This is a genomic window from Mesorhizobium sp. WSM4850 (genome assembly GCF_055811735.1).
In genome coordinates, this window is record NZ_JBVVPV010000005.1 from 75689 (window position 1) to 88223 (window position 12535).

13 protein-coding genes are annotated in these 12535 nt (G+C 62.7%); 7 read left to right on the forward strand and 6 right to left on the reverse strand.

Features of this window, described 5'->3' with window-relative positions; translation table 11 throughout:
- Positions 1–15 precede the first annotated feature (15 nt).
- The 3 genes from trhO to AC0L2Z_RS08445 all read left to right on the forward strand — a co-directional run bounded on the left by trhO (position 16) and on the right by AC0L2Z_RS08445 (position 3003).
- The gene (gene trhO / locus AC0L2Z_RS08435) at positions 16–939 is read left to right on the forward strand and encodes an oxygen-dependent tRNA uridine(34) hydroxylase TrhO (protein ID WP_473627505.1); all 924 of its coding nucleotides are present in this window, start codon (positions 16–18) and stop codon (positions 937–939) included.
- A 247-nt stretch (positions 940–1186) separates the two neighbouring features.
- Positions 1187–1969, forward strand: coding sequence for a tellurite resistance TerB family protein (locus AC0L2Z_RS08440; protein ID WP_473627506.1), 783 nt, complete (start codon positions 1187–1189; stop codon positions 1967–1969).
- Between the two features lie 278 nt (positions 1970–2247).
- Complete coding sequence (locus tag AC0L2Z_RS08445; RefSeq protein WP_236378388.1) at positions 2248–3003, forward strand: SDR family oxidoreductase; 756 nt, start codon at positions 2248–2250, stop codon at positions 3001–3003.
- A 192-nt stretch (positions 3004–3195) separates the two neighbouring features.
- Here AC0L2Z_RS08445 and AC0L2Z_RS08450 read toward each other — a convergent pair whose 3' ends face one another.
- Positions 3196–3576 (reverse strand): YciI family protein, encoded by a 381-nt coding sequence (locus tag AC0L2Z_RS08450; protein WP_287246116.1) that lies wholly within the window; start codon positions 3574–3576, stop codon positions 3196–3198.
- A 34-nt stretch (positions 3577–3610) separates the two neighbouring features.
- Complete coding sequence (locus AC0L2Z_RS08455; RefSeq protein ID WP_473627508.1) at positions 3611–4795, reverse strand: pyridoxal phosphate-dependent aminotransferase; 1185 nt, start codon at positions 4793–4795, stop codon at positions 3611–3613.
- An 83-nt stretch (positions 4796–4878) separates the two neighbouring features.
- Here AC0L2Z_RS08455 and AC0L2Z_RS08460 point away from each other — a divergent pair, with 83 nt between their 5' ends.
- From AC0L2Z_RS08460 to denD, 4 genes are all read left to right on the forward strand, one after another.
- On the forward strand, positions 4879–5565 hold the full coding sequence (locus tag AC0L2Z_RS08460; RefSeq protein WP_473627509.1) for a GNAT family N-acetyltransferase: 687 nt from the start codon (positions 4879–4881) through the stop codon (positions 5563–5565).
- Positions 5566–5752: 187 nt separating this feature from the next.
- Positions 5753–6718, forward strand: coding sequence for a cation diffusion facilitator family transporter (locus tag AC0L2Z_RS08465; RefSeq protein ID WP_473627511.1), 966 nt, complete (start codon positions 5753–5755; stop codon positions 6716–6718).
- 62 nt (positions 6719–6780) lie between these two features.
- A complete protein-coding gene (locus AC0L2Z_RS08470; protein ID WP_027153224.1) occupies positions 6781–6987 on the forward strand; it encodes a hypothetical protein in 207 nt (68 codons plus the stop codon).
- Between the two features lies 1 nt (position 6988).
- On the forward strand, positions 6989–7960 hold the full coding sequence (gene denD, locus AC0L2Z_RS08475) for a D-erythronate dehydrogenase (RefSeq protein ID WP_473627512.1): 972 nt from the start codon (positions 6989–6991) through the stop codon (positions 7958–7960).
- Positions 7961–8103: 143 nt separating this feature from the next.
- On the opposite strand, the gene AC0L2Z_RS08480 is transcribed toward denD, so the two are convergent.
- The 4 genes from AC0L2Z_RS08480 to AC0L2Z_RS08495 form a co-directional block, all read right to left on the reverse strand.
- Positions 8104–9186 carry a nickel/cobalt transporter gene (locus AC0L2Z_RS08480; protein ID WP_473627578.1) on the reverse strand — a complete coding sequence of 361 codons (1083 nt, stop codon included), beginning with the start codon at positions 9184–9186 and terminating at the stop codon, positions 8104–8106.
- A 58-nt stretch (positions 9187–9244) separates the two neighbouring features.
- On the reverse strand, positions 9245–9913 hold the full coding sequence (locus AC0L2Z_RS08485; RefSeq protein WP_023798037.1) for a DUF1007 family protein: 669 nt from the start codon (positions 9911–9913) through the stop codon (positions 9245–9247).
- A gap of 84 nt (positions 9914–9997) precedes the next feature.
- Positions 9998–10897, reverse strand: coding sequence for a LysR family transcriptional regulator (locus tag AC0L2Z_RS08490; protein ID WP_027153220.1), 900 nt, complete (start codon positions 10895–10897; stop codon positions 9998–10000).
- 1 nt (position 10898) lies between these two features.
- The gene (locus tag AC0L2Z_RS08495; RefSeq protein WP_473627514.1) at positions 10899–12098 is read right to left on the reverse strand and encodes an amidase; all 1200 of its coding nucleotides are present in this window, start codon (positions 12096–12098) and stop codon (positions 10899–10901) included.
- Positions 12099–12535 lie beyond the last annotated feature (437 nt).

A 12535-nucleotide genomic window follows, 5' to 3' on the forward strand; every position in this document is an offset into this window, starting at 1 on the left:
TTAGTGGCTTCGGCGATGACACTGCCCAATCAACCCGTGCGCGTTGCCGCGCTCTACAGGTTTGCCCCGCTCGACGACTTCGAGGCGTTGCGCGCGCCGCTCGCCGCCTTTTGCTGCGGACGCGGTATCAAGGGCACGCTGCTGCTGGCGCATGAGGGCATCAACGGCACGGTCGCCGGCAGCGAAGCTGACATCGCCGCGCTCATCGATCATCTCGAATCCATCGAAGGTCTCGCCGGTCTCGAGGTCAAGTACAGCAGCGCCGCGCAGATGCCGTTTCACCGCATGAAGGTGCGGCTGAAGCGCGAGATCGTCACCATGGGTGTTGGGGATCTCGATCCGGCGGCAAGCGCCGGCACCTACGTCGCACCGGCCGACTGGAACGCGCTGATCTCGGATGTGGACACGATCGTCATCGACACGCGCAACGCCTACGAGGTATCGATCGGCACGTTCAAGGGAGCGGTCGACCCCGCGACAACGAGCTTTCGCGAATTCCCGGCCTGGGTCGAGCAGCATCGGGCCGAACTCGTCGGCCGCAAGGTGGCCATGTTCTGCACTGGCGGCATACGCTGCGAGAAGGCAACGGCCTATGTGAAGTCGCTCGGCTTCGAGGATGTGTTCCATCTCAAGGGCGGTATCCTGAAATATCTCGAAGAGGTGCCCGCCGAGCAAAGCCTCTGGCAGGGCGAGTGCTTCGTCTTCGACGAACGCGTCTCGGTGTCGCACGGCTTGGTCGAGGGTGAGGCCGAACTTTGCCGCGCCTGCCGGTATCCGCTGACCGGGCAGGACCTGCTGTCGTCGAAATACGCCGCCGGCATCTCATGCCCGCATTGCTACGATGCCCGTTCCGACGAGGATCGCGCCCGCTACGCCGAGCGTCAACGCCAGGTCGAGCTTGCAGAAGCGCAAGGCAGGGCTCCGCACATTGGACGTTAAAGCGACGTGCGTCGGCTTGGACGCACAAAGTGCGCTCTAACATTTTGAATCCATAAATCGTGCTTTCCGAAAATCGATTCCGATCTTCGGCCCAACGCGTTGGACAAGGCGGATCCTGAGATCATCTCGTTTGTGCCATCATCGGCAAAGCGCCCATCCGTCATTGTAATGTCCATATGCGGGGCCTACCTGTTCAACGTCCGAAAACCTGCCCGGCGCTTTCGGCCGGCTAATTCTGGAGGCATTGATGTTCGATCCCAAGAAGCTCCTCAACGATCTGCTCGGCTCGCAAATTCCCGGAACCGGATCGACCGTGCGCGACAAAGGGGGTCAGGCGGTGCAAATGGCCAAGGACAATCCGCTGGCCGCCGGCGCGCTGGCCGCGGTGCTGCTCGGAACCGGCGCCGGCCGTCAGGTCGCCGGCACGGCGGTGAAGCTCGGCGGCCTGGCCGTCGTCGGCGGCCTCGCCTACAAGGCCTACCAGAACTACAAGAACGGCAAGGCGCCGGCTGAAACGCAAGTTGCCGGTGAACCGGAATTGCTGCCGCCGCCGGCCGACACCAGCTTTCATCCCTCGCAAGCGCCCCAAGGCGAGGACGAATTCACGCTGACGCTGGTGCGCGCGATGATTTCGGCGGCGAAGGCCGACGGCCATATCGATGACGACGAACGGCAAAAGATCGCCGGCAAGCTCAGTCTCGCGGGCATCGACTCCGACGCGGAGAAATTCCTGTTGTCGGAACTGGAAAGGCCGCTCGACCTGGATACGCTGGTCGCCGGCGCCCAAACCGACGCCCAGAAGCTCGAGCTCTACACCGCCTCGCGCCTCGCCATCGATCCGAATACACGTGCCGAACGCGGCTATCTCGATCTGCTCGCCGGCCGCCTCAGCTTGCCCGATGCACTGCTCGACCATGTCGAGGCGACGGTGTCGGCGGCAAAAGTGCCGGCGCCAAAGGTGCCGGAGTCTGGGGTGCCGGAGTCAGGGGTGCCGGGGTCGGGCAAGGCAACCGCCAATTCGCGCTGGTAGGTTTCAGGGCCGCGGAGAGCGGGAATCCGGCGTCCTTTCGCGTTAATGTCTCGTTTACCCAGGAAGCGCATGATTTTAAGCAGTCGGATCGGCTTTCCTCCTCCCAGCCGGTTCAGATTAGGGCGGCCGCCAATGGCCGCCCTTTTTGTCGGAGCCGGTTAGCGCATGAGCCGAAATCGGAATCGATTTTTGCAGGCGATCATGCGCAAATTCAAAATTGCTCAAAATCATGGTGCTATAGCGTCCTTGCGGGCATGCGGCGCTGTAGGAGGACAGTTATGACAGACTACAAAACAGCCATCGTCACTGGCGCCGGCACGGGCATCGGCAAGAGCGTCGCCACGGCGCTGCTCAGAGCCGGCTGGAATACGGTGTTCTGCGGACGCCGCAAGCCGGTGCTGGACAAGGCAATCGCTGGGGCCGGATCGACACAAGCCAAGGCGCTGGCGGTCGCCTGCGACATCAGCAAGGCCGACCAGGTCGACGATCTGTTCGAGACGGTGGCGGCGGCTTTCGGTCGTGTCGATCTGCTCTTCAACAATGCCGGCACGGGCTACAAGTCGACATTGATCGACGAGATTCCCGTCGAGGTGTGGAACGACATCGTCGGGGTCAATCTCACCGGCTCGTTCCTGTGTGCCCGCGCCGCCTTCGGCGCCATGCGCAGGCAGCAGCCGATGGGTGGCCGCATCATCAACAACGGCTCGGTGTCTGCCTATGCGCCGCGTCCGGGCTCAGTGCCCTATACCGCGACCAAGCACGCCATTACCGGGCTGACCAAGACACTGGCGCTGGACGGCCGGCCTTTTGACATCGCCTGCGGCCAGATCGACATCGGTAACGCCTTGACCGACATGGCGCAGGCGATGACGGTCGGAGTACCGCAAGCCAATGGCTCCATCGCCGCCGAAGCGGTGATGGATGTCCAGCAGGTCGCCAATGCCGTCCTCCATATGGCCAGCCTGCCGCTCGACGCCAATGTGCTGTTCATGACCGTGATGGCGACGAAGATGCCGTATGTCGGGCGAGGGTGAGCGGCCGGTTCGCGTAAGCGAATTCATCGTGCCACTGGCACGATGAAAGGCCGGCGAACGCCGAGGGGACCCGGCCGGACGGCGTTCAATTTTGGCTAATGCATGTCGCGCAAAAGTGCGCAGCGGTTTTGCGACAACGACATGCATAAAACAAGAACTACAGCGCGTCGCATCCTTCAAACGCGATGCGCTTTAGGACTGCGTCACCGAAAGCGGCACGCCCGGAAGATATAGCGAAATAGGGCGGATTTCGTAGACGGCGGTCGGATTGACACGGCGAAAGTCGCGCGCAATCGCGATCGCGGCGTCGCGCGTGGCGCAGTCGACGACGTATAGTCCCAACAATTGCTCCTTGGTCTCGGCGAAGGGTCCGTCAATGACCATTCCGGCGCCCGGCCCGCGCAAGGTGCACGCGTCTTGGGTCGCCCCGAGCCGCGCCGCCGGGCCGAGGCTGCCATCCCGGTAAAGCCGTTCGTGGATATTGAGCAGGTCGGTCATCAGCGCCGCGTCCTCCTCCGGCGTCAGTGCCGTGATCACTTCTTCCACGTGATAAGCAAGGATGGCATAGAACATCTGACATCTCCTTTCGTCGGTCGCGTACCCGCCCTCACTTGCCCAGAAACGCCTTGATCCGTTCCAGCGCGCGCAGGATGTTCTCTTCGGAATTGGCGTAGGACAGCCTGATATAGCCTTCACCGAGAACGCCGAAATCAGGTCCGCCGATCAGCGCCACGCTGGCATCCTCAAGCAAAGCCGAGGCGAGTTTCTTGGCCTTCCAACCAGTTTTTGAGACATTAGGGAAGGCATAGAAAGCGCCTTTCGGCGTGATGCAGGAAACGCCTGGTAAGGCGTTCAAGCCTTCGACCACGACCTTCCTGCGGCGGTCGAAGGCGCGCATCATCTTGTCGACGTCGTCCTGCGGACCGTCGATGGCCGCGATGCCGGCATACTGGCTCGGCGCATTGACACAGGACCAGCAATTGACCGCCAGCTTGCGCACCTTGTCGTAGAGGTGGGCGCCCTTGTCGCCGTTCGGCCAGATCGACCAGCCCATGCGCCAGCCGGTCATCGCCCAGGTCTTCGACCAGCCGTTGAGCACGATCAGTCGGTCGCGGATTTCGGGGAAATTGAGCAGCGAGAAGTGCGTCTCGCCGTCATAGGTCATCACGTCGTAGATCTCGTCGGAGAGGATGGCGACGTCCGGGTGCGCTTCCAGCCCCTTGACCAGCTTCTCGATCTCGGCGCGCGGGGTGACCCCGCCGGTCGGGTTGGCCGGCGAGTTGAGGATGAGCAGCCTGGTCTTCGGCGTGATCAGCGCCAGCGTCTCCTGCGCCGAGAAGGCAAAGCCGTTCTCCTCGCGCATCGGCACCGGTATCGGAGCAGCACCGGTGAACTCGATCATCGAGCGATAGATGGGAAAGCCGGGATCGGGATAGAGGATCTCGGCGCCCGGTTCGCCGAACATCAGGATAGCGGCGAACATGGTCGGCTTGCCGCCGGGCAGGATCATCACCGCCTCGGGCGACACCTCGACGCCGGTTGTGGTCAGCGTGCGGCGCACCACCGCCTCGCGTGTCGCCAGCAGGCCGTTGGCCGGCGTATAGCCGTGGTGGCCGTCACGCAGCGCCTTGATCGCGGCCTCGACGATGTGCTGCGGCGTCTTGAAGTCGGGCTGGCCGATGCCGAGATTGACGATATCGCGGCCCTGATAGGCGAGCGCGGTGGCACGAGCCAGCACCGCAAAGGCGTTTTCCTCGCCGAGACGATCGAAGGCCGAAATCGTGTGGAGCATTTTTCCCGTCCCTGTGGTTCTTTCACCGAGCGAGCGTTTTTGTGAGCGTCCTTTCGCAAAAGTCAAACGGATTGGAGCTTTGGGTGTCGGAAAATCTCAAGAATTGGCAACCGCGCCCGCGGCCAGAACGCAATGTGCTGGAAGGGCGCACTGTCAGGCTTGAGCCGCTGACCTCCGAAAAGCATGGCGACGGCCTGTTCGAGGCGTCGTCGGTGCCTGATGTCGACGGCCGCTTCGCTTGGCTGCCCGATTATCCGCCGCAGACCCGCGCTGCCTTCCAGCCGTGGCTGGACAAGGCCGAAGCCAGCGAGGACCCGCTGTTCTTCACCGTCATCGACAAGGCCAGCGGCAAGGTCGCCGGACGCCAGACGCTGATGCGCATCGACCCTGCCTATGGCGTGATCGAGATCGGCAACATCTATTGGGGTCCGCTGATCTCGCGCAAGCCGGCGGCGACGGAAGCGCAATTCCTGTTCATGAAATACATCTTCGACGAGCTTGGCTATCGCCGCTACGAATGGAAATGCAACAACCGCAACGAGCCGTCGAAGCGCGCGGCAGAGCGTTTCGGCTTCAAGTTCGAGGGCATTTTCCGCCAGCATCTTGTGGTCAAGGGCGAAAACCGCGATACCGCGTGGTACTCGATCATTGACAAGGAGTGGCCGGCACTGCGCAGAGCCTATGAGGCATGGCTCGATCCGGGCAATTTCGACGGCGACGGCCAGCAGAAGCGACGGCTCGAGGATTTCCGCGCTGAGTTCGGCGCCTGACCATGATCCAGGACCACGATCCCGAAAAGTGAAGGCCGAGTTTTCGGGCAAGATCGTGGTCAAATCAGAAGGACCATTATCCCGAAAAGTGGAAGCCGGTTCTCGGGCAAAGATCATGGTCAAACAAGAACACAGAGCCTCCCTCCCGATTCTGCTGGGATGGATCAGCTCTGACAGGAGTTCGCAGATGGCGCATGGTTCACAAGGGCATGGTCACAGCCACGGCGCCGGTCATGTGCACGGCTCGACCGACAAGAAACGCGTGCTGATCGCCGCCTGCCTGACCGCCGGCTTCATGATCGTAGAGGTGCTTGGCGGTCTCTTGACGGGATCGCTGGCGCTGCTGGCGGATGCCGGCCACATGCTTGCCGACAGTATCGCGCTCGGCCTTGCCTGGTATGCTTTTCATCTGGCCGGCCGGCCGGCCACCGTTCGCCTCACCTACGGTTTCGGCCGGGTCAAGACGCTGGTCGCCTATACCAACGGCATCGCCATCTTCGCCATTGCGCTGTGGATCATCTATGAGGCATGGGAACGCCTGCTGACACCTGCGCCCGTGCTCGGTGGGCCGATGCTGGTCGTTGCGATCGCCGGCCTGCTGGTCAATATCGGCTGCTTCCTCGTGCTGCATGGCGGCGACCGCGACAGCCTGAATATGCGCGGCGCCATCCTGCACGTGCTCGGCGATCTGCTTGGCTCGGCGGCGGCGATCATAGCTGCGCTGATCATCCTGGCGACCGGCTGGACGCCTATCGATCCGATCCTGTCCGTCCTTGTCTCGCTGCTGATCCTGTCCACCGCCTGGTCGCTTATGCGTGAAGCGGCCCATGTCCTGCTCGAAGGCGTGCCGGCGAGCCTCGATCGCGACCTGATCGCCAGGGACATAGAAGGGACGGTGAACGGCGTGCGCGAGGTGCATCACATGCATGTCTGGTCGCTTGACGGGTCAAGCAACATGGCGACCTTGCATGCTTGCCTCAACGATGGTGTCGATGCCCACAAAGCGGTCAGCGCCATCAAGAAGCGGCTTGCCGCGCATGGCATTGCCCACGCCACCGTAGAACCGGAATTCGGCCATTGCGCCGATGATAAGCACGATGGCGAGCACGGCCACGCGCATGATGCGGCTCCGCATCATCGCCACTATCACTGATCCCAGGAGTTCCATGGCATGGTAACGAAGTTGACGAATTCCCGCCGTGTCCGGGCCGCGTGATGGATCGCGACACGCGCAATGCGGCGATAGGCGCACTCTGGGTGCTGCTGCTGTTCGGCATCGCCGCCTACTATTTGCCAACCGTGATGCTGGCGGTCGGCCGCGTGTCGACCATTCTTGCCGCTATTATTGCCGCTGTCTTCATGGTGGCCATTTTCGTCGTGTTTTGGTTGCGTGGCCGCAGCCAGCGCAAAAAGGATCATTGATATGCGTGTTTTGATTACCGGCGCGGCAGGCATGGTCGGCCGCAAGCTCATCGCCCGGCTGGCGAAGGATGGAACGCTCAGCGGCCGGAAGGTCGCCGCGCTCGACCTTCACGACATCGTGCTGCCGCAGGCGCCGACACTGGATGGCGTCGACGTCACCATCCATACAGGCGATCTCGCCGCGGCGAGCGCGATGGAACGGCTGGTCGCGTCGCGCCCAGACGTGATCTTTCATCTCGCCGGCGTCGTGTCGGGCGAGGCGGAGGCCAATTTCGATCTCGGCTATCGCGTCAATCTCGACGGCACAAGGGCGCTGTTCGATGCCGTAAGACTGGCGGGGTTTGCGCCGCGCGTCGTCTTCACCTCGTCGATCGCTGTGTTCGGCGCACCGTTTCCGGACATCATCCCCGACGAATTCCACCCGACGCCGTTGACGTCCTACGGCACGCAGAAGCTGATGGGCGAAGCGCTGCTCGCCGATTATACGCGGCGCGGCTTCTTCGATGGCATCGGCATCAGGCTGCCGACCATCTGCGTCAGGCCGGGCAAGCCCAACAAGGCCGCGTCAGGCTTTTTCTCCGGCATCATCCGCGAGCCGTTGAGCGGCCAGCAAGCAACATTGCCGGTGCCGCGCTCTGTCGTGCACACCCACGCCAGCCCGCGCTCGGCGGTGAATTTTTTGATCCACGCAGCAGGGATCGACGGCAGCGCCGTAGGGCCGCGCCGCAATCTGACGATGCCCGGTGTCGCCGTCACGGTCGGCGAGCAGATCGAGGCCCTGGAACGCATGGCCGGCGCCAAGGCGATGAACCTGATCCGCGAGGAGCCCGACGATACGATCTGGGCGATCGTCAAGGGCTGGCCGACACGGTTCGAGGCGCGGCGGTCGAGGGAGCTTGGCTTTGCCGCCGAAACCAGCTTCGACGACATCATCCGCGCGCATATCGAGGACGAGTTGGGCGGGAAGATCTAACTTGCGTTGATATTCAGGTCACGGTGGGCTGCCGCCTTCCGGCACTACGCCAATTGTCGACCTCGGCGCTGCCCCGTTTTTTACCGGGGAGAGGGTAAGGGTGAGGGGCAGCGCCGACGCCCGGTAAGGGTGAAGGGACTGCTTCATCCGCCAGTCAGGCTCGCCGACAACAACAGCAACCCAAACAAAAAGACGAAGGCTGCGCCGCCGATCTCGACGATCGAGTGGATGCGGTTGCCCATGCGGCCGTCGCCAGCGAAATACACCGCCCAGTTCTTGGCCGTCACCGCCAGCGTCGCCAGGATCGAGACGGTGATCGCGGTGCCGAGTGCCATCGCCAGCACCGACAGAATGCCGCCGAACCACAGCCCGTTGAGCATGGCAAAGCTCAGCACGATCAGCGCGCCCGAGCAGGGGCGGATACCGACCGCAGCCACCGCCGACCAGGCGGTGCGCCAGTCGAAGCGGTCGCCGGAAAGCAGCGCCGGGTCGGGCGCGTGTGAATGTCCGCATGTCTCGCAGACTTCGCCCGCCGCATGGTGATGGTGCCCGCCATGGTGATGGTGCCCGCCATGGTCATGGTCGTGTGCGCCATGATCATGGCTATCGTGGCCGTTATGGCCATGTGCGTGAGGCGCATGCACTGAATGTGCATGTGCAGGATGGCCTGTTTGCGAATGGCCGGCATGGGCCGCCGAGAGGCTGTAGGCAGGGTTCGCGCCGAACAGGCGAAGGATGGCAGGGCCGGCCTTGCGCCACAAAAGCCAGGCGCCGAACAGGGTGATAAAGACAAAACTCGTGACTTCGAGGAACCATGCCGCGTCGGTCATCGATATGGTGGTGCCGCGCAGGACGAAGTAGGCGAGCATCATCACCAGGATCGCCGTCAGCGCCTGCAACAGGGCCGAGACGAAGGACAGCATGATGCCGCGTTTGAGCGCGACTTCGTTCGCGACCATGTAGGACGAGATCACCGCCTTGCCGTGACCGGGGCCGGCGGCATGGAAAATGCCGTAGGCGAAGGACAGGCCGATAAGCAGCCACAGCTTGCTGCCGTCCTCACGCATCGCCTTCATCGCACCGGCAAGCGCGCGGTAGAATTCCTGCTGACGCAAATTGATCCACATCAGGATCTGGGCGAACGGGCCGGTGGTGGGGGCCATCCCGTCATTGGTGCCGATGCCGAGCGAGCTCTGGGCGTGGGCTGAGCCGAGGACGTGCGTCATGACAAGGGCGGCGGCCAAGAGGCCGAAAGCCAAACGCAGGGACGGTTTCGTCACCGGATTATCCTTTTGGCTGACAGTTCAGTTCAAGCTTGGTCGCAAATATCTTGCTCATATCGGTGCCTGTCGGATCATTGAAGAAGGCATCCGTCAGGTTCTTCTGGTTCGCGGCGATCGCCTCGTCGGGGTTCGGACGAACGACCTTGCTCGTGCATGTCGACGGCAAGTCGGCGACCTGCATATTGGCATCCTCGGTGAAGTCGATCGCCGTGTAGAAGGTCGGGTCATAGACGCCGATATCGATCTTGCCGGCCAGCCTGGTCGGCGCCTTGGGTTCGGATTCGAACAGGATAATGAGCTGGTCGTTGTCGAAATTCGCCATCAGCTGCGGCGGCGGGCTCATCGCCTCATCCTTGCCGTCGACGGTGACGAGCTGGAAGTAGTTGAACTCCGCCAGCGAAGCATGGACGGTGTCGGCGACTTCCTTCAGCTCCTTGTCGTCGAGCTTCAGGTCGGAATTCTTGTCGAACTCCATCATCACCGTGCTCGAAAACAAATCGTCGAAGCGCCAGACATGGCGCAAGGCCTTCACACTTTGGTGATCCGGGCTGAGGATCACTTCGAGGCGAGCCTCGGCGAAGACGTGGGGATGCACGTCGGCTGGCCCGACCGTGGCAAATGTCGCCGCCATGGCCGAAGCCATCATGATTGCTTGCCGCTTCAGGTTCATTCTGGGTGGTGATTCCATCGACTTCGGTGACTGTCGAGAGTTACCAGAAAGCGGGCGAAAATGGGACCCCGGGCGGCTAAAAGCTCATGCATTGTCAATCGACTTGAACCACTGCACCAGGAAATCGACAAAGACGCGAACTTTCGCAGGCAAATAGCGCCGGTGCGGATAGACGGCGAAAATGCCGCCACCCGGCAGGATGCGGTCATCCAACGCGGTCACCAGCCGGCCACTTTCGATATCGGGCGCGGCGATGAAATCCGGCAGGACGGAAAATCCCAATCCCGCCACGGCGGCCGCCCTTGCCGCCATCGGACTGTTGACCTCGATCGGACCGGAGACCGAAACGGTCACCGTGTCGCCGCTGTCGCCCTTGAACGGCCAGTTGGTCAGCCAGCGGCCATTGGTGTCGATGATGCAGGGCATGCGGCCAAGGTCCTGCGGCCGCGCCGGCATGCCGTGCCTGGCGATCAGCTCGGGAGATGCGCACAGCCGCACCGAGAACGGCGCCAGGCGCCTGGCAATCAGCGAGGAGCTTTCCAGCCGCGAAATGCGCACGGCGAGATCGAAACCTTCCTCGACCAGATCGACGAAGCGGTCATCGAGATGAATGTCGAGCACGATGTCGGGATGCTGCTTGGCGAAGTCGATCAGCGATAGGCCGATCGGCGCATCGGCGAAGGTGCGCGGCGCCGACAGCTTGATCCTGCCGCGCACGTCGCCGGAGGATTCGCGCACCGCATCGGCCAGGCTGTCGACCTCGCGGACGATTTCCGAGGCGCGGCGGTAATAGGTGTGGCCGGCCTCGGTCAGCGAGAACTGCCTGGTGGTGCGGTTGAGCAGCAGCGCGCCGAGCTCGTCCTCCAACTCGCGCACATATTTCGACAGCAGCGCCTTGGAGCGGCCGATCTTGCGAGCCGCTGCCGAAAATCCTTCGGCCTCGACAACGTCGATGAAGGCGCGCATGCGGGTCAGCGTATCCATGTCATGCGCTCCTCTGGTGGGCTGAAAGGATGCGCGCGGCAAGCGCCATCAGCTGCCGGTCGCTGTTTTTCGGTCCGAGCAGCGAGAGGCCGAACGGGGCGCCGTCAACCAAGCCCAGCGGCAGGGTGATCTGCGGAAAGCCGGACAGACCGGAGAGACACAACAGTCTCAGCGCGCGTTCGCGATAGGTCTGCAAATCGTCGAATGAGGCGGCCTTGAGCGGGGCGGCACCTGGAGCGGTCGGCAGCACAAGAACGCCGTCCTCGCCAAGCAGGTCGGCAAGCTCAAGACGAAACGAAACGCGACGTTCCGTTTCGATTTGCGCGGTTGCCGCGTCGATGGCTGCGCCATGCTCGAAGCGCTCCTTAACGCCGGGGCCGAGCATCCGATCGCCGCCGGCGATCCAGGCACCATGATTTTGCCACGCCTCGTACCCCTGCAGTTTGCGGAAGCACCAATAGAGATCGTCGGTGGAATGCGACAGTGGGGCAACGGTACGCGGTGCGCCCAGCACCGATGCGACAGCGCGGACCATGGCGCGATACTCGTTAGCTTCCCGCGGGCCGAGCACGAGCCCGTCCAGCGCATCCAGCGCGAGGGGGCGCTGCAATTCGTGGTTGTGCAGATCGTCGCCGAGCAGCACCGCGCCGACCTTGTCATAGGTGGCCGTGTCCCTGGCGAACCAGCCGAACGTATCAAGTGAAGGGGCCAGCGGCATGGCGCCTTCGAGCGAGATGCGGCCATGCGTGGTCCTCAGACCGATCAGCCCACAAAAGCTTGCCGGGGCGCGAATCGAGCCGCCGGTATCGGATCCGGCGGCGATATCGGCCAGCCCGCCGGCGACCGCGGCGGCGGAACCGGAGGACGAGCCGCCGGTGACGCGATCAGGTGCTGCCGGATTGACCGGCGACGGGAAATGCGCGTTCAGCCCCATCAGCGAGAAGGCCAGTTCGTCGGTCTGCGTCTTGCCGACGAAGCGCGCGCCCGAATCAAGCAGCGCCTGGACGGCCGGCGCCGTCGCCGAGGCGGGTGAAACCTGCTGGTATTTCTGCGGATTGCCGCAGCCGGTGCGGTAGCCGGCGACGTCGTAAATATCCTTGACGGCCAGTCGCAGGCCGGCAAGCGGGCCGGATTGCGCATTGGATACAGGTATACCATCGAGGTCGAGAAAAGCGTTCAGAGGGCCGCGAGTGCCTGCCATGCGTTCGATATCCGGATACAGTTGTTGCAACATTGTTCGACGCCAGGAATTTTACAACCTGGCGTACGATTTTTATTGATTGTGAAATCCATCGACCTTATATCGCGCTTGCCCAAAGTCGCACGTGCCTGTGGGTGTCCGCCGATCCTCAAAATGGTGAGGGATATCGGTAAGGTAACTGGAGCTAACCCCTCCAGTCGGTTTAGCGGCCAACCGCCAGACCGAGGACACCTTGAAGCAACGACGGTGCGGGCCTTTCTGGTGTTCTGCCGGTCGTCCAAAGACCGGGGTTACTGAAGAGGCACACCTTCATTGCCGGCAGTGCGGAACGGGTTCTCCCAATCCAAGCCAAGGCAGACAAAGCGAACCGAGGCCGGGCAAGGCCAAGGTTCACCGCCGCGAGACGGCGCTTCATGGTTCCGGGGTCTCCACCGGCT